This window comes from Nocardiopsis sp. NPDC055879 (assembly GCF_053615935.1).
Window position 1 is genome coordinate 178,780 of the sequence record NZ_JBSHCT010000002.1, and the last position, 16,185, is coordinate 194,964.

The 16,185-nt window shown below is 69.6% G+C and carries 14 protein-coding genes and 3 tRNA genes; 12 read left to right on the top strand and 5 right to left on the bottom strand.

What is annotated here, in order from left to right; genetic code table 11:
• The first annotated feature begins 29 nt into the window (after positions 1–29).
• The 4 genes from gltX to ACWGKS_RS03015 all read left to right on the top strand — a co-directional run bounded on the left by gltX (position 30) and on the right by ACWGKS_RS03015 (position 1,993).
• Positions 30–1,478, top strand: coding sequence for a glutamate--tRNA ligase (gltX, locus tag ACWGKS_RS03000; RefSeq protein ID WP_358512788.1), 1,449 nt, complete (start codon positions 30–32; stop codon positions 1,476–1,478).
• Positions 1,479–1,609: 131 nt separating this feature from the next.
• Positions 1,610–1,681, top strand: a tRNA-Gln gene (locus ACWGKS_RS03005).
• Between the two features lie 52 nt (positions 1,682–1,733).
• Positions 1,734–1,809: transfer RNA gene (locus tag ACWGKS_RS03010), tRNA-Glu, on the top strand.
• Positions 1,810–1,920: 111 nt separating this feature from the next.
• Positions 1,921–1,993: transfer RNA gene (locus ACWGKS_RS03015), tRNA-Glu, on the top strand.
• A gap of 152 nt (positions 1,994–2,145) precedes the next feature.
• Here ACWGKS_RS03015 and ACWGKS_RS03020 read toward each other — a convergent pair.
• Complete coding sequence (locus tag ACWGKS_RS03020; protein ID WP_067602634.1) at positions 2,146–2,832, bottom strand: IclR family transcriptional regulator; 687 nt, start codon at positions 2,830–2,832, stop codon at positions 2,146–2,148.
• A gap of 172 nt (positions 2,833–3,004) precedes the next feature.
• Between ACWGKS_RS03020 and leuC the strand changes: the two genes are divergently transcribed.
• The 3 genes from leuC (at position 3,005) to ACWGKS_RS03035 (ending at position 5,670) form a co-directional block, all read left to right on the top strand.
• Positions 3,005–4,402, top strand: a complete 1,398-nt coding sequence (gene leuC, locus ACWGKS_RS03025; protein ID WP_358512790.1) for a 3-isopropylmalate dehydratase large subunit — start codon at positions 3,005–3,007, stop codon at positions 4,400–4,402.
• A 30-nt stretch (positions 4,403–4,432) separates the two neighbouring features.
• Entirely contained in the window at positions 4,433–5,029 is a 597-nt protein-coding gene (gene leuD, locus ACWGKS_RS03030) for a 3-isopropylmalate dehydratase small subunit (protein WP_358512792.1), read from the top strand.
• Between the two features lie 359 nt (positions 5,030–5,388).
• A complete protein-coding gene (locus ACWGKS_RS03035) occupies positions 5,389–5,670 on the top strand; it encodes an HU family DNA-binding protein (protein WP_014910144.1) in 282 nt (93 codons plus the stop codon).
• 162 nt (positions 5,671–5,832) lie between these two features.
• Here the strand turns inward: ACWGKS_RS03035 and cofC are convergent, their stop codons facing one another.
• The gene (cofC, locus tag ACWGKS_RS03040) at positions 5,833–6,480 is read right to left on the bottom strand and encodes a 2-phospho-L-lactate guanylyltransferase (protein ID WP_358512848.1); all 648 of its coding nucleotides are present in this window, start codon (positions 6,478–6,480) and stop codon (positions 5,833–5,835) included.
• A gap of 152 nt (positions 6,481–6,632) precedes the next feature.
• Between cofC and ACWGKS_RS03045 the strand changes: the two genes are divergently transcribed.
• The 5 genes from ACWGKS_RS03045 to ACWGKS_RS03065 all read left to right on the top strand — a co-directional run bounded on the left by ACWGKS_RS03045 (position 6,633) and on the right by ACWGKS_RS03065 (position 11,767).
• Positions 6,633–7,484 carry a lysophospholipid acyltransferase family protein gene (locus ACWGKS_RS03045; protein WP_358512794.1) on the top strand — a complete coding sequence of 284 codons (852 nt, stop codon included), beginning with the start codon at positions 6,633–6,635 and terminating at the stop codon, positions 7,482–7,484.
• Positions 7,481–8,542, top strand: coding sequence for an NAD(P)H-dependent glycerol-3-phosphate dehydrogenase (locus tag ACWGKS_RS03050; RefSeq protein ID WP_358512796.1), 1,062 nt, complete (start codon positions 7,481–7,483; stop codon positions 8,540–8,542). The genes ACWGKS_RS03045 and ACWGKS_RS03050 overlap by 4 nt, the downstream gene beginning before the upstream one ends.
• Positions 8,543–8,553: 11 nt before the next feature.
• Entirely contained in the window at positions 8,554–9,771 is a 1,218-nt protein-coding gene (locus ACWGKS_RS03055; protein ID WP_358512798.1) for a trans-sulfuration enzyme family protein, read from the top strand.
• Between the two features lie 60 nt (positions 9,772–9,831).
• Complete coding sequence (locus ACWGKS_RS03060) at positions 9,832–10,956, top strand: D-alanine--D-alanine ligase family protein (RefSeq protein WP_358512800.1); 1,125 nt, start codon at positions 9,832–9,834, stop codon at positions 10,954–10,956.
• A 250-nt stretch (positions 10,957–11,206) separates the two neighbouring features.
• On the top strand, positions 11,207–11,767 hold the full coding sequence (locus ACWGKS_RS03065; RefSeq protein WP_358512802.1) for a Uma2 family endonuclease: 561 nt from the start codon (positions 11,207–11,209) through the stop codon (positions 11,765–11,767).
• Positions 11,768–11,834: 67 nt separating this feature from the next.
• Here ACWGKS_RS03065 and ACWGKS_RS03070 read toward each other — a convergent pair whose 3' ends face one another.
• From ACWGKS_RS03070 to cydD, 3 genes are read right to left on the bottom strand one after another with little or no spacing between them, the layout of a single operon-like run.
• Complete coding sequence (locus tag ACWGKS_RS03070) at positions 11,835–12,638, bottom strand: EI24 domain-containing protein (RefSeq protein WP_358512804.1); 804 nt, start codon at positions 12,636–12,638, stop codon at positions 11,835–11,837.
• Positions 12,639–12,647: 9 nt separating this feature from the next.
• On the bottom strand, positions 12,648–14,420 hold the full coding sequence (cydC, locus tag ACWGKS_RS03075) for a thiol reductant ABC exporter subunit CydC (RefSeq protein ID WP_358512806.1): 1,773 nt from the start codon (positions 14,418–14,420) through the stop codon (positions 12,648–12,650).
• On the bottom strand, positions 14,417–16,144 hold the full coding sequence (cydD, locus tag ACWGKS_RS03080; protein WP_358512808.1) for a thiol reductant ABC exporter subunit CydD: 1,728 nt from the start codon (positions 16,142–16,144) through the stop codon (positions 14,417–14,419). The genes cydC and cydD overlap by 4 nt, the downstream gene beginning before the upstream one ends.
• Positions 16,145–16,185: the final 41 nt, after the last annotated feature.

The window sequence follows — 16,185 nt, forward strand, 5'->3', positions numbered from 1 at the left end:
GCGAGTGCGCCACCGATACCCTGGGGCCCGTGACTGAGACTCCGATTCGTACCCGCTTCGCCCCGTCCCCGACGGGCATGTTCCACGTCGGTGGCGCTCGATCCGCGCTCTTCAACTGGGCTCTGGCCCAGCAGCGGCCCGAGGGCCGCATGGTGCTGCGCATCGAGGACACCGACGCCGCACGCAACCGGCCCGAGTGGACCGAGGGCATCATCCGTGCGATGTCGTGGATCGGCATCGACGAGAGCGACCCCCACTTCGAGGGCCCCTACTTCCAGTCGGCCTACGTCGACAAGCACCGCGAGACCGCGCAGGAGCTGTACCGCTCCGGCCTCGCCTACTACTGCGACTGCACCCGTGAGCAGGTGCAGGAGCGCCGCGACAACCCGAACCTGGGCTACGACGGCTTCTGCCGCGACCGCGGCCTGGAGGCCGGGCCGGGTCGGGCGCTGCGTTTCCAGGTGCCGGCCGGTGGCCCCACCATCGTGCGCGACCAGATCCGCGGCGACGTGGAGTTCGACCACGCCGCCATCGAGGACTTCGTGATCGCCCGGGCCGACGGCTCCCCGCTGTTCGTGCTGGCCAACGTCCTGGACGACGTCGAGATGCGCATCACGCACGTCATCCGCGGCGAGGAGCACTTGTCCAACACCCCCAAGCAGCAGCTGCTGTGGGAGGCGTTGGGCCTGACCCCGCCGGTGTGGGCGCACCTGCCGGTCATCGTCAACGAGCAGCGCAAGAAGCTGTCCAAGCGCCGTGACAAGGTCGCCCTGGAGTCCTACCAGGAGGAGGGCTACCTGGCCGAGGCGATGATCAACTACCTGATGCTGCTGGGCTGGGCGCCGGGTGAGGACCGCGAGATCATGCCGTGGTCGGAGATGATGCCGCTCTTCGAGATCCAGGACGTCAACAGCTCCAGCGCGTTCTTCGACGAGAAGAAACTGCGCGCCTTCAACGGCGAGTACATTCGCGCGCTGTCGGTCGAGGACTTCATCGCGCGCTGTCAGCCGTGGCTCACCGGGCAGGACACCCCCTGGAACGCCGAGGACTACGACGCCGACGTCTTCGCCGCCGTCGCCCCGCTGGCGCAGAGCCGGGTCGCGCTGCTCGGCGAGATCGTCCCCAACGTGGACTTCCTGTTCCTGAAGGAGCCGGTGGAGGACGACAAGAGCTGGAAGAAGGCGATGAAGCCGGGCGTGGGCAAGGAGATGGTGGAGGCCGCCCTGGCGCGCTTCTCCGACCCCGAGCTGTCCTGGACCGCCGACGACCTCAAGATCGCCACCGAGGAGACCGGTGCCTCGCTCGGGCTGAAGCTGGGCAAGGCCCAGGCCCCGGTACGCGTGGCCGTCACCGGTCGGACCGTGGGACTGCCGCTGTTCGAGTCCCTGGAACTGCTGGGACGCGAGCGCGTCCAGGCACGTCTGGAGGCCGCGCTGGAGAAGCTGCGTGCCGAGGAGAAGGACGCCCGGGAGGGCTGATGCCACGGGGTGGTGGGGCTGTGTGCCCCACCACCCGTATTCGGTTCGCGAGCACTCTGAATGTCCGCTAGAGTTATCTACGTCGCCGAGGGGGACAGGGACGCGAAAGCGACCGGATCCCCTCAAAACATTGGCCTATGGTGTAATCGGCAGCACGACTGATTCTGGTTCAGTTAGTCTAGGTTCGAGTCCTGGTAGGCCAGCGAGTTCGATGTCTCGGCATCGGACGTGCGGATCCTCGGATCCGAGAAGTATGCCCCCGTCGTCTAGTGGCCTAGGACGCCGCCCTCTCAAGGCGGTAACGGCGGTTCGAATCCGCTCGGGGGTACCAACAGGAAGTGGCTTCCACGGTGTGGAAGCCTTCTTTCTGAGCCGATGCTCGCCATCGGTGTCCGGTTCGTGTGGTTATCATGGTTTCGATGATCTACGCGGATCACGTCCGGCCCCCGTCGTCTAGTGGCCTAGGACGCCGCCCTCTCAAGGCGGTAACGGCGGTTCGAATCCGCTCGGGGGTACAAGAACTGAAGGTCTCACCCATTCGGGTGGGGCCTTTCGTCGTTTCCGGGGGTCATTCGGGGTCGACGCCTTCCGGTGCGGTCAGGACGTGTCGAGGGCGACTCCCGGTTCGGGTGCCGCCCTCGGGGGATCGGATCGACGGGACGGGTGGTCAGTGACCTCCCTCGTAGGTGTGCAGGGACTCGCTGATCTTCTCCGCGGCCGACACCACGGCCTGGGAGTGCATGCGTCCGGGCGAGCGGGTCAGGCGCTCTATCGGGCCGGACACCGAGACCGCGGCGATCACCCGTCCACCGGGGCCGGCGACGGGGGCCGACACCGAGGCCACGCCCTGCTCGCGTTCGGCGACGCTCTGGGCCCAACGGCGACGCCGTACCTGCGCCAGGCTCGCGGCGGTGAAGCGCGCGCCCACCAGGGACCGGCGGATGCGGTCGGAGTCCTCCCAGGCGAGCAGCACCTGGGCGGCCGAACCCGCGTTCATGGGAAGTTCGCTGCCCACGGGCACGGTGTCGCGCAGACCACTGCTGCGCTCCGACGCGGCCACGCACACACGAAGGTCGCCCTGTCGGCGGTAGAGCTGGGCGCTCTCCCCGGTGAGGTCGCGTAGCTGGACCAGGACCGGCGCGGCCACGGCGAGCAGACGGTCCTCTCCGGTGGCTATCGACAACTCACCCAGGCGCGGCCCGAGCACGAATCGACCCTGGCTGTCCCTGGTCACCATGCGGTGGCGTTCCAGGGCGACGGCGAGGCGGTGGGCGGTGGGGCGGGCCAGGCCGGTGATCTGGACCAATTGCGCCAGCGACGCGGGCCCCGATTCCAGGGCGTCGAGGACGGACATCGTCTTGTCCAGGACACCGACACCGCTGGATGAGCTAGAGTTGTCCATGGCTTGATATTGCCGTCTCGCTATATGGAATGCAAGTCGGGCCGACCATCCGCGCGAGGGTTCCGGGTACGTGCGAGACACGGCGGGACCCAAGACCGAGAAGACACGAGAGAGGCGATCTCCCATGGCACGCACGATGGCCGAGAAGGTCTGGGAGGAGCACGTCGTTCGACGTGCCGAAGGCGAGCCGGACCTGCTCTACATCGACCTCCACCTCGTCCACGAGGTGACCAGCCCTCAGGCCTTCGAGGGCCTGCGTCTGGCCGGTCGCCCCGTTCGACGTCCCGACCTCACCATCGCCACCGAGGACCACAACGTCCCCACGATGGACCTCCTCGCGCCCATCGCGGACCCGGTCTCCCGCAAACAGGTCGAGACGCTGCGCAAGAACTGCTCGGACTTCGGCGTGCGCCTGCACCCCATGGGCGACATCGACCAGGGCGTCGTCCACGTCGTCGGCCCCCAGCTCGGCCTCACCCAGCCCGGCATGACCGTGGTCTGCGGCGACAGCCACACCAGCACCCACGGCGCGTTCGGCGCGTTGGCCTTCGGTATCGGCACCAGCCAGGTCGAGCACGTCCTGGCCACCCAGACCCTGCCGATGCAGCCGTTCAAGACCATGGCCGTCACGGTCAACGGCAGGCTCCGGCCCGGGGTGACGTCCAAGGACATCATCCTCGCGGTCATCGCCAAGATCGGTACCGGTGGCGGCCAGGGCTACGTCATCGAGTACCGGGGCGAGGCCATCGAGGCCCTGTCCATGGAATCGCGCATGACGGTCTGCAACATGTCCATCGAGGCGGGCGCCCGCGCCGGCATGATCGCCCCGGACCAGACCACCTACGACTACGTCAAGGGTCGGCCGCACGCCCCGCAGGGCGCCGACTTCGACGCCGCCGTCGAGCACTGGAAGAGTCTGCGCACCGACGAGGGCGCCGAGTTCGACGCCGAGGTGGTCCTGGACGCGGACGACCTCAGCCCGTTCGTCACCTGGGGCACCAACCCCGGCCAGGGCGTGCCGCTGGACGCCGGTGTGCCCGAGCCGTCCTCCTTCGAGGACCCCTCCGCCCGCGCGGCCGCCGAGAAGGCCCTGGCCTACATGGACCTGAAGGCCGGCACGCCCATGCGCGAGGTCTCCGTCGACACGGTCTTCCTGGGCTCGTGCACCAACGGTCGCATCGAGGACCTGCGGGCCGCGGCCGAGGTCGTCCGCGGTCGCAAGGTCGCGGACGGCGTGCGCATGCTGGTCGTGCCCGGCTCCATGCGGGTCAAGGAACAGGCCAACGAGGAGGGCCTGGGCGAGATCTTCAAGGAGGCCGGCGCCGAGTGGCGTGAGGCGGGCTGCTCGATGTGCCTGGGCATGAACCCGGACCAGCTCAAGCCCGGCGAGCGCAGCGCCTCCACGTCCAACCGCAACTTCGAGGGCCGCCAGGGCCGGGGCGGGCGCACCCACCTGGTCTCGCCGCTGGTGGCGGCGGCCACCGCGGTCCGCGGAACCCTGTCCTCCCCGGCCGACCTGTAGTCGCCCCGACCCGTCAAGGAGAGTCCTCCCATGGAGAAGTTCGACGTCCACACCGGTCGGGCCGTGCCGCTGCGCGCGAGCAACGTCGACACCGACCAGATCATCCCCGCCGTCTACCTCAAGCGGGTCAGCCGCACCGGCTTCGAGGACGGTCTGTTCGCCGAGTGGCGCAAGTCCGACCCGGACTTCGTGCTCAACCGCCCCGAGTACGAGGGCGCGAGTGTGCTGGTGGCCGGTCCCGACTTCGGCACCGGTTCGTCCCGTGAGCACGCCGTGTGGGCCCTGCAGGACTACGGCTTCAAGACCGTGCTGTCCCCGCGCTTCGCCGACATCTTCCGTGGCAACTCGCTCAAGGGCGGTCTGCTCACCGTGCTGCTGCCCCAGGAGGTCATCGAGCGGATCTGGGCGGCCGTGGAGGCCGACCCGACGATCGAGGTGACCGTCGACCTGGTGGAGCGTCAGGTGCGCGTTCCGGCCGCGGACGTGGTGGAGCCGTTCGAGTTGGACGACTACACCCGCTGGCGGTTGCTGGAGGGTCTGGACGACATCGCCCTGACGCTCCGTCACACCGACGACATCACGGTCTTCGAGGGCACCCGACCGGCCTGGAAGCCGGCCACGCTCTAGCCGGGGTCCGGGCCGGAAGCCCCTTCCGAACACGGGATCGAGGGTCGTTGTGACGCAGCGCACCCTCGGTCCCGAATAATTTTACCTTTACTTGACGTGAGCATTCGCTTACCGACTTTGTGTCCTTAAGGCGGGAGGTCGGGGGGCCCGGAATCCGGTTATACGTAGGCTTTTGAGGCCTACAGAAGGGGGCAAAAAGGACGCGTTCCCCGTCCGGGCACATCCGTCCCGGTAGTTGCGGAGCGTGACCTTGCAGGTCGGAAAGGCCCCGACACGCCTTGCCCACGGGCGTTTGTATTTGTGTAAGGGCCGCTGCTTCCCCTAATTTCGTGCGAGCAAGGGGGAACCGGAGGAACCTTATGAACAAGCGTGACCTGATCGACGCGATCTCCGACCGGCTCGGAGACAAGAAGACCGCGACCGAAGCGGTCAACGCTGTGCTTGAAACCATTCAGGCCACCGTGGCGTCGGGCGACAAGGTCGCCATCACGGGCTTCGGAGTATTCGAGAAGTCCGAGCGCGCGGCGCGTACCGCTCGCAATCCCGCCACCGGCGCCACGATCAACGTCCCCGCGAGCTTCGTTCCGAAGTTCCGCGCCGGCGCTGACTTCAAGGCTCTGGTCAACGGCGACAAGAAGTAGTCCTCTCGCCTCAGGCGAGCCGGAAGTACCCGCCCGGGTTCCCTCCATAGGGGGCCCGGGCGGAGTGCTGTCCGGGGTCGCTCTCCATCGGTCCGGGGTCGTCCTCGGGTCGGGCGCGGCCCACGGATGCTCTGGACGGCGCTCAGACGCACCGAGAGTGCCTCAGGGGCTCTTCTGTGACTCCCGGGTCGACACGCGCCCCACCAGGGCGCGTGTGCGCGGACCCAGGCCCAGGGTGGTCGCGCAGACCAGGTCCTCGGGTGTGTCCACGTCACGGCGCACCGACTCCACGTTCGGCGGTGAGAGCTCGTGTGCCCCACCCGCCAGATGGCGGGCCCGGGAGGCCCCCTCGAAGGCGGGGGCGAACGGCCGACCCGGTGCCGCGGCCAACAAGGTCGTTCCCACCCGCGGCGAGTCCGCGAGGAACGACCGCTCGTGGGCGGACGCGGCGGTGAGGACACGCTCCAGCTCCGCCGGCCGCAGTGCCGGCAGGTCCGCCGACAACGCGCAGATCCCCAGCCCGGGTCCCAGGGCGCGCGCGGTGCGCGCCCCGTGCACCAGGGCCGGGTTCAGACCGCCCCCCGGCTCCCCGGACACCACCACGGCGCCCAGGGCGGACAAGGCGGCGTCCGCGCGGGCGTCGTCGGTCACCACGAACAGCGTCCCCACCGAAGGGCACCGGCGCGCGGCGGCCACCGTGTCGCAGGCGATCGCGAGCGCCAGTTCCTCGCGAAGGTCCCCGGCGGCCCGGGCCAGTCGACTCTTGGCCAGACCGAGGTGCTTGACTGGGACGATCAGGGACCAGCGCACCCCGGGCAGGGCGGACCCGCCACGTTCTCCACAGCCGGTCACGGTTCCCCCGGAACTTGATACGGCGACGACACTGACGAGGGTAGATGTTCGGGGATCGGCGCGGCGCGGACACCCTAGACTGAGTCGGTTGTGTTGAAGTGAGGAGTCCCGTGACCAAGCAACGAGAATCACGATGGGTCGTTTGGGTCGTGTCCCGGATCGTCCGTTTCGTCCTCTGGCTGATCACCAAGCCGGAGTGGCGGGGGACCGAGAACGTCCCCAAGCAGGGCGGTGCGATCATCGCGGCCAACCACCTGTCCGTGACCGACCCGCTGACGGTCGCCCACTTCCTCTACATCGGTGCCCGGCGCTGGCCCACCTTCACCATGAAGGACTCGGTCATGAAGATCCCGGTGGTCAGCTCGGTCGCCAAGGCCACGGGCCAGATCCCGATCAAGCGCGGCAGCTCCGACGCGGTCAAGGCGCTGGGCGAGGCCGAGAAGGCGCTCACCCAGGACGGTTCCTCGGTGATCTTCTACCCCGAGGGCACCTGCACCCGTGATCCGAACCTGTGGCCGATGACCGCCAAGAACGGTGTGGCGCGCCTGGCGCTGACCACGGGTGTCCCGGTCATCCCGGTGGCGCACTGGGGAGAGCAGAACATCCTGCCCTACGGTGCGAAGAAGCCCCGGCTGCTGCCGCCGCGCAAGCGCATTCAGTTCAAGGCCGGACCGCCGGTGGACCTGTCCGCCTACCGGGACGAGCCGATCACGGCCACCGTCCTGGAGGGGGCCACCAAGGCGATCATGGCCGACATCACCGCCCTGCAGGCCGAGATCCGCGGGGAGGAGCCGCCCGCGGTGCCCTTCGACTTCGCCAAGGCCCGCCGGGAGCAGGCCGAGGCCAAGCGCACCGAACGCGCGGTGGAGCAAGGGGGACAGGGCGCCGAGGCCGCGGCGAACGGGGCCGGGCAGGCCGAGACCGCCGACGGCGACAACGGGAAGAACAACACGGGGGCATGACCGAGTACATGAGCGATGACAAGGTGAAGGTCGCGATTCTGGGCGGTGGCTCGTGGGGGACCACGTTCGCCAACGTCGTCGCCGACGCCGCCGACCTCGCCCGCAAGTCGGGGCAGGAGGCCGCCGAGGTCGTCCTGTGGGCGCGCCGGGCCACGATCGTGGACGCGATCAACGAGGCCTCGGAGAACCCCGACTACCTCCCGGGGCTCATGCTCAACGCGGAGCTGCGGGCCACCACCGACGTCGACGAGGCGCTGGAAGGCGCCTCGGTCGTGGTACTGGCGGTACCCTCCCAGTCGCTGCGGGCCAACCTCGCCGACCTGAAGGACGTCTTCCCCCGGAACGCCGTGGCCGTCAGCCTCATGAAGGGCGTCGAGCTGGGCAACCTCCTACGGATGAGCCAGGTCATCGGCGAGGTCCTGGAGCTGCCCGAGGAACAGATCGCCGTGGTCTCGGGCCCCAACCTGGCCAGGGAGATCGCCGAACGCCAGCCGGCCACCGCCGTGGTGGCCTGCCCGCACGAGCCCACGGCCGTGCGGTTGCAGTCGCTGTTCAAGTCGGCCTACTTCCGCCCCTACACCAGCACCGACCTGGTGGGCGTGGAGATCGGCGGCGCGATGAAGAACGTCATCGGGCTGGCCGTGGGCGTGGCCGAGGGCATGGGCTTCGGTGACAACACCAAGGCCTCGCTCATCACCCGTGGTCTGGCCGAGACCACCCGCCTGGCGGTGACGCTCGGCGCCGACGAGCACACCCTGTCCGGCCTGGCCGGAATGGGCGACCTCGTCGCGACATGCTCCTCCCCGCTGTCGCGGAACCGGACCTTCGGTGAGAAACTGGGCGCCGGTAAGACCCTGGAACAGGTCGTCCAAGAGACCAGCCAGACGGCCGAAGGGGTCAAGTCCTCCGAGTCGATCCTCGAACTCGGGTGGGCCAACGGGGTCGACATGCCGATCACCGAGGCCGTCGTCAAGATGATGCACCACGACCTGAGCCCGGCCCGGGCGCTCGCGGAATTCATGTCCCGTAGCAGCAAGCCGGAGCGGTACGGGGTCTGAGAGCGAGCACGATGTCACACACACCCGGATCCGGGAACGCGGGCGAGCACACCAGGGCGGTCTCCCTTCCGGAGTCCTCCGCCCCCGACCAACGACCGATGCGGATGCCGGTCCACCGCGCCACCACGTACGCGTTCGACACCTCGCAGGGGTTCGCCGACGTGCTGGACGGCAGGACCGACGGCTACTCCTACGCGCGCATCGACAGCCCCACCGCGGACGCCTTCGCCGAGGCCGTGGCCGCGCTGGAGGGCGTGGGGCTCCCCGACCGGGTGCGCGGCCAGGCGTTCGCCTCCGGCATGGCGGCGATCAGCACCGTGTTCCTGGCCCTGACCGAGGCGGGGGCGCACGTGGTGGCGTCCCGCTCGATCTACGGCAACACCTACTCGCTGCTGGACCGGATGATGCGTCGGTTCGGCGTGCGCACCGACTTCGTGGACATCACCGACCTGGACTCGGTGCGGGCGGCGATCACCCCGGACACGCGGATGGTGTTCACCGAGACGCTGTCCAACCCCACCATGACCGTCTCCGACCTGCCGGAACTGGGGCGGATCTGCCGTTCGGCGGGCGCCGCGCTGGTGGTGGACTCCACGTTCGCTTCCCCGGCGATCTGCCGTCCCCTGGAGTTCGGCGCGGACGTGGTGGTGCACTCGGCCACCAAGTACCTGGGCGGACACAGCGACACCACCGGTGGTGTGGCCGTGGCCTCGCCCTCGCTGATCGAGCGGATCCGCGCGGCCCGCGTCGACCTGGGCCCGTGCCTGGCCCCGGACGAGGCGTACCTGCTGCACCGCGGTCTGGAGACCCTGCCGCTGCGCGTACAGCGCCAGTGCGAGACCGCCGCGGCGTTCGCCGCCGCGCTGGAGGACCACCCGGCCGTGGAGCGGGTCGACCACCCGTCACTGGCCGCGCACCCCCAGCACGACCTCGCGGACAAGCTGTTCGACGCGGGCCGTTACGGCGCCGTGGTCACCGTGCACCTCAAGGGCGGACGCGACGACGGCATGGCCTTCGTCGACCGCCTGCGGCTGGCCACGATCGCCGCGTCCCTGGGCGGCACCCACACCCTGGTCGGGCATGTGGGCTCGACCTCGCACCGGTTGATGAGCGCGGCCGAACTGGCGGCGGCGGGCGTCTCACCGGGCGCGGTACGGTTCTCCATCGGCCTGGAGGACCCCCAGGACCTCATCGACGACGCCTTGACGGCGCTCGACGGGGGAAAGTGACACACGGGACGAATTCCACTCGTTCCGGTTCCATCGTTAGGCGAGATAAGGTCTGTCAGCATGTCGTCCGAGCAGCGCAAGATTCGGGTCGCCGTCGTCTTCGGCGGTCGTAGTTCCGAGCACGAGATCTCCTGCGTCACCGCGGGCAGCGTCATGTCCGTCATCGATCCCGATCGCTACGAGATCGTCCCGGTCGGGATCACCCCGTCCGGCAACTGGGTCCTGACCTCGGGCGACCCCGAGGCCCTGCGCATCGACGCGGTGACCAAGACGCTGCCGTCGGTCTCCGAGGAGGGCACCGAACTGGCGCTGCCGTTCGACGGCCCGGGCCGGCTCATGACCGTCTCCCCGGACCAGGGCACGCAGCGCCTGGCCGAGGTCGACGTCGTGCTGCCGCTGCTGCACGGTCCTTTCGGCGAGGACGGCACCATCCAAGGCCTGTTCGAGATGATGGGCGTGCGCTACGCGGGCGCCGGGGTGTTCTCCAGCGCCGCCGCCATGGACAAGGTGTTCATGAAGGCGTTGCTGGTCGGCAACGGCATCCCCACCAGCCCGTTCGTCGCCATCACCGAACGCACCTGGCGCAACGAGCGCAAGAAGGTCCTGGACGACGTCGCCGAGTTGGGCACGACGGTGTTCGTCAAGCCGGCCCGTGCCGGCAGCAGCGTCGGGATCAGCCGGGTGCGGGACTCCTCCGACACCGACGCGGTCGTGGCCGCCGTCGAGGCCGCCCGTGAGCACGATCCCAAGGTGCTCGTCGAGGCCCAGGTCATCGGCCGGGAGATCGAGTGCGGGGTGCTGGAGTCCGAGGACGGCGGCATCGCCGACGTGTCGTTCCCCGCCGAGGTGCACGTGGCCGACGGCTTCGACTTCTACGACTTCGAGGCCAAGTACCTGTCCACCTCCAGCCTGACCATCCCGGCCCGGATCCCGGAGGAGGCCACGGCACGTCTGCGCCAGATGGCCGTCGACGTGTTCGAGGCCATGGGCTGCGAGGGTCTGGCCCGGGTGGACTTCTTCTACACCGAGGACGGCGAAGTCCTCGTCAACGAGCTCAACACCATGCCCGGCTTCACCCTGGCGTCGGCCTTCCCGAAGATGTGGGAGGCCACCGGCGTGGACTACGCGACCCTGGTGGAGCGCATGATCACCACCGCCCTGCGCCGCGACCCCGGTCTGCGATAGAGCCCTTCCAGACGTTGTCCACAGGCCCGGCCGTCCACAGTGGCGCCGGGCCTGTGGCGTGTGGTCCCCTCGAATTCGGGGGAGCCTCGAACTTCTTCCACTTCGCGCCGCCCGCACGTCGAATTCCTGGGGATCCTTCGAGAAAGCGCGTACGCTGGCAGAGTGCTCTCGCTACGCTCGGAAACGTTCTGGATACCGCAGGGAGCCGCCCATGACGTGTGCTGTGCAGGAGCGGACGGAGAAGTCTGAGATGGACCTCCACGCACTGGCCGAAAGCATCGAACTCCCGGATGGTTACCGCACGGAGATCATCAACGGGAGCATCATCGTGTCGCCTACGCCCACGGTCAGACATGCCGACATTCTCACCGAGGTACACGAGTCGCTACTAGAAGTCGGTCTCAAGGACCAGGGTCTACGGGCGATGCAGATGATCACTCTGGAGATCGCCAAGACGGGTGACCGATATGTTCCCGACCTGGTCGTCATGCCGATCCCTCTGGCGAGGGGGGAGGGGTGGGATGGTCCGGAATGGACACGTCCTGCCGAGGAGGTCGAGCTGGTCGTGGAGGTCGTCTCTCCGAGCAGTAGGCACGCTGACTGGATCGACAAGGCGAAGGGGTATGCGCAGGCCGGGGTCCCCTTGTACCTGGTGATCGATCCGGTACGGGAGGAGGTCGCTCTGTTCCAAGAACCGGAGGGATCGGAGCACCAGGAAGTGACTCGAACTCAAAAGAACGGATCGGTTCGCTTCCCGAAGCCGTTCGACCTGAAACTGGACGCGGCTGATCTGCTGCTCTCCGATACCTGAGCGAGAACAAGGGTGTGTCGAAGGGGCGGGCGACCACGTGGTCGCCCGCCCCCTTTCGTGGCGTGTTTCAGGCGGTGGTCGTCGGGGGGACCTGCGGAACCGGCGTCTGCGGGGACTCGGGCTGTTCGGGAAGGAGTTCGCGGGCGAGGATGGTTCCGCCGGCGGTCGCGGCCGGGAACACCACCACCGCCACGAACGGCACCGCCAGCAGGAAGTACGTGGGGAGCGAGAAGCCCAGAACCCGCCAGCGGCGCCGGCCCATGTGTTGCCTGCGGTCCCGGAGCCGCAGCAGCCCTCGGCGGTCGAAGGCGCTGGCGACGAGCTCGATACAGAGCAGCCAGCCGCCCATCACGGCGGTCAGCGCCGGCCCCAGGACCCAACCCACCACGGGGATCAGCCCGAGCAGGAACGCGCAGAGCGTCACGACCAGGGAGACCAGTACCAGGACCACCGCCTGGCGGGTGGCGCGGATGATCGAGGCGATCAGGGGTTCTTCGAAGGCCTCGGGTGCCCCGCCCATCTCCTCCTCGACCATCTCGGCGATCTTGTCGTAGATCGGGGCGCCCAGGGTCAGGGTCACCGTGGTGAAGGCCACCACCATCACCAGGATCGAACCGACCAGCAGCCCCAGCGCCAGGGAGCCGCGCACCAGCCCCCGCCAGGGGGAGTCCCAGCCGGCGGCGAAGGGGGTGGCCCAGGCGACCAGATCCTCCATGTTGAGGATCAGGGTGACCAACGCCGCCAGGAACAGCAGCGACGTGATCAGCGCCGGTAGGGCGCCGAGGAGGAACAGGCGGGGTCTGCGCACGACGATGGCCAGACCGCGGAACAGGGTGCCGACCCCGGAGAGGGCCTCACTTATGGGATTCACAGGCGAACACTAGCGCTCGTGCACCCGCCTGTACCATCCGTCCTCCTCCAGCAGCCGGGTGTGGGTGCCCGACTGCAGCACACGGCCGTCGCGGACCACGTAGATCCGATCCACCCGGTCCAGCCCGGTGAGGTCGTGGGTGATGAGCAGGGTGGAGAACCCCTCGGCCGCGGCGAGCAGGTCCGCCACCACGGCGTCACGGGTGTCGGGGTCCAGGTGCGCGGTGGGTTCGTCCAGCACCAGGACCCGGGGCGCGGCCAACACCGCGCGCGCCAGGGCCAGCCGCTGCACCATTCCGCCGCTCAGTCCCAGACCGTGCGATCCCACCTGGGTGTCCAACCCCTGGGGCATCGCCTCGACGTCGTGGGCCAGGCGTGCGCCGCGCAGCGCGGCCCAGAGTTCGTCGTCCTCGGCGCCGGGCTTGGCCAGACGTAGGTTCTCCCGCAGGGTCGACCCGAACACGTGCGGGTCCTCCGGCACCCCGGAGACCACACGGCGCACCTCGTCGGCGGGGTAGGCGGTGATGTCGGTGCCACCGATCTCCACTCGGCCCTCGTCGGGGTCGCGCAACCGCAGCAGTACCGACGCCAGCGTGCTCTTGCCCGCGCCGCTCGGCCCGATCACGGCCACGGTCGCCCCGGCGGGGATCTCCAGGTCCACCCCGTCCAAGGCCCACGGTTCCTCGGGACCGTACCGAACCCGCAGGTCGCGGATGTGGACGGGGGCGTCGGCGTCCGGGTCGATCTCCAGCCCCTCCTGGGTGGGCGGCGCGATGGCGGCGGGGGTGTCCAGCACACCGAACAGGCGGACACCGCTCGCCCGGATCGCCCCCAGGCGGGAGGCCACGGCGGGCAACGGCGCGACGATCTCGAAGGCGGCGAGAGTGGTCAGCACCAGCACGGCCAGGGCGGTGGGGCCGATGGTGCCCTCCTCCACGGCCAGCACCCCCAGGAAGAGGGCGCCCCACACCGTCAGTCCGGTGATCAGGGCGTTGACGCCCTCGCTCAACCCCAGGGTGGCGGCGTCGCGGCGGGCCACCCGGGTGAGTTCGGCGTCGGCTTCGTTCACCCGGGCCACGTGGCGGTCCATCGCTCCGTAGGCCACCAGGTCCGGGGCGCCTTGGAGGGTGTCGACCAGGGCGGTGGACAGGGTTCCACGCGCCTCGGCCTCGCGTAGCCCGGGCTTGCGGTTCAGCGCGGCGGCCATCAGTGGGACGGCGAGCCCGGCGAGCGACAGACCCGCCGCGAGCAGCAGACCGCCCGGCGCGTACACCGCGGTCAGGACCAGCACCGTGGCACCACCGGTCACGACCGACACCAGCGGCGGGGTGAGCCCGCGCACCAACAGGTCGAGGGTCGCCTCGGTGTCGTTGACCAGGCGGGACACCAGGTCGCCGGAGCGGAACCGGCCGAACGGCTCGGTTCGGGCCAGTCGTTCGTACACCCGCACCCGCACCCGGGCCAGGACGCGGAACGCGGCGTCATGGGTGACCAGACGCTCCAGGTAGCGGGTCACGCCCTTGCTCACGCCCAAGGCGCGGGTGGCGACCACGGCCACGCTCAACGCGGTGATGGAGGGGTGGTTCGCGGCGGTGGCCAGCATCCACGCGGCCACGCCCAGCAGCGCGACACCCGAACCGGTGGCGGCACCGCCCAGCAGCACACCGAGGGCGAAGCGGGCGCTGCGCGGGCGGGCCAGCGCGATCATTCGGCGCAGCGGGTCCTTGCGACGCTCGCGCTCGGCCTCGGAGCCGACGTCACGGCCGGTGACGGGGGCACTCATCGGGACACCCTCTCGGTGAGCAGCGGCAGGTGGGCGGTGCGCAGGCGGTCGCCGGAGACGGACTCGGCCCAACCGGTGTCGTGCGCGACGATCACGGCGGTGCGTCCCTCCAGGAGGCGGGCCACGGCGGTACGCACGGCCGTGGCGTTCTCCGGGTCCAGGTGGGCGGTGGGCTCGTCCAGCAGGACCAACGGGGCGTCACGGCACAGGGCGCGGGCCAGGGCGATGCGTTGGCGCTGTCCCGCGGACAGGCGGGCGCCGCGTTCGCCGAGCCGGGTTTCGTAGCCGTCGGGCAGGGCCTGGACGAACCCGTCGGCCTCGGCCAGCCGCGCGGCCTCCCGGACCCGGTCGAGGTCGGCGTCGGGGGCGCCGAGCCGGATGTTGTCGGCCACCGACACGTCGAACAGGTAGGGGTGCTGGGGCACCCAGGCGATGCCGGCGCGCCAGTCCTCGACGGGCACGTCCCACAGCGGCGTCCAATCACCGTCGGGGGCACGAACCTCGATCCGGCCCTCGGTGGGTTCGCGTAGGCGCAGCAGCAGGGACAGCAGGGTGGTCTTGCCCGAACCGCTGGGGCCGGTGAGCAGCAGGTGTTCACCGGCTTCGAGGGTCAGGTCCAGGTCTGACAGGGCGGGTGTGTCCCGACCGGGGTAGCGCAACCCGACCCCGCTCAGTCGCAGGTCGCCGTCGGTGGTGGGGGAGGGACGCCCGGTCGGTGCGGGCGAGGGGCGCTCGGCTCCGTCGTCGCGGCGGCGGTCGAGTTCGGTGAACACCTGGTCGGCCGCGGCGACCCCCTCCATGCTCGCGTGGAAGCGGGCACCCACCTCGCGCAGCGGCAGGTACGCCTCGGGTGCCAGGATCAGCACGAGAAGGGCCGTCTGGTAGTCCATGTGGCCGCCCAACAACCGCAGCCCGACCTCGACGGCGACCAGGGCCACGGCGAGGGTGGCGAGCAGTTCGAGGGCGAACGCGGACAGGAACGCGATCCGCAGCGTGCCCATGGTGGCCTTGCGGTGGTCCTCACCGACCTCGCGGATGATGGCGGCCTGGGCCTTGGCGCGACGGAAGATCGCCAGGGTCGGCAGGCCCTCCACGACGTCGAGGAAGTGGCCGCCCAACCGGCTCAGCAGCCTCCACTGTCGGTCGGTGCGCTGTTGGGTGTGCATGCCGATCAACGCCATGAAGATGGGGATGAGCGGCAATGTCACCAGGATGACGATCCCGGAGATCCAGTCGGCCCAGAACACCACGGAGAGCACGGCGAGCGGCACGATCGCCGACAGCACCAACTGGGGCAGGTAGCGCGCGAAGTACTCGTCGAGCGCGTCCAGGCCGCGGGTGGCGAGGGTGACGAGTTCACCGGCCTTGGGCGATCCGTCCTGCCCGTCGCCGCCTTCGGCCAGCCACACCTTGCCGGATCCGGTCACGTGCGCGATGAGTCTGCGCCGCAGTTGTGACTTGGTGCGGGCGGCGCTGTGCAGCGCGGAGGTCTCGGCGAGGTAGGACAACAGGGCGCGGGTCAGGGCGACGGCGGCGACCAGGGCGATCAGGGGGCCGAGGACGTCCATGCCGTCTCCGGCCCAGGCCCCGGTGATGACTCGGGACAGCAGCCAGGCCTGGACGAGGATCAGGCCGGTGATCAACACGCCGCTGACGACGGTGACGGCCAGGTGGACGCGGACCGCGCTCGCGGTGCGGACCAGGCGCGGATCGAGCGGTTTCATGCGCGGAGGACCTCGTGTGATCGTCGTGGCGGTCCCGGGTG

Coding starts and splice junctions, on each gene's coding strand:
- ACWGKS_RS03035 (WP_014910144.1), top strand. CDS start 5,389: ATGAACAAGCGTGACCTGATCGACGCGATCTCCGACCGGCTCGGAGAC.
- ACWGKS_RS03060 (WP_358512800.1), top strand. CDS start 9,832: ATGTCGTCCGAGCAGCGCAAGATTCGGGTCGCCGTCGTCTTCGGCGGT.
- ACWGKS_RS03065 (WP_358512802.1), top strand. CDS start 11,207: ATGGACCTCCACGCACTGGCCGAAAGCATCGAACTCCCGGATGGTTAC.
- ACWGKS_RS03055 (WP_358512798.1), top strand. CDS start 8,554: ATGTCACACACACCCGGATCCGGGAACGCGGGCGAGCACACCAGGGCG.
- ACWGKS_RS03020 (WP_067602634.1), bottom strand. CDS start 2,832: ATGTCCGTCCTCGACGCCCTGGAATCGGGGCCCGCGTCGCTGGCGCAA.
- cydD (WP_358512808.1), bottom strand. CDS start 16,144: ATGAAACCGCTCGATCCGCGCCTGGTCCGCACCGCGAGCGCGGTCCGC.
- cydC (WP_358512806.1), bottom strand. CDS start 14,420: ATGAGTGCCCCCGTCACCGGCCGTGACGTCGGCTCCGAGGCCGAGCGC.
- ACWGKS_RS03050 (WP_358512796.1), top strand. CDS start 7,481: ATGACCGAGTACATGAGCGATGACAAGGTGAAGGTCGCGATTCTGGGC.
- leuC (WP_358512790.1), top strand. CDS start 3,005: ATGGCACGCACGATGGCCGAGAAGGTCTGGGAGGAGCACGTCGTTCGA.
- leuD (WP_358512792.1), top strand. CDS start 4,433: ATGGAGAAGTTCGACGTCCACACCGGTCGGGCCGTGCCGCTGCGCGCG.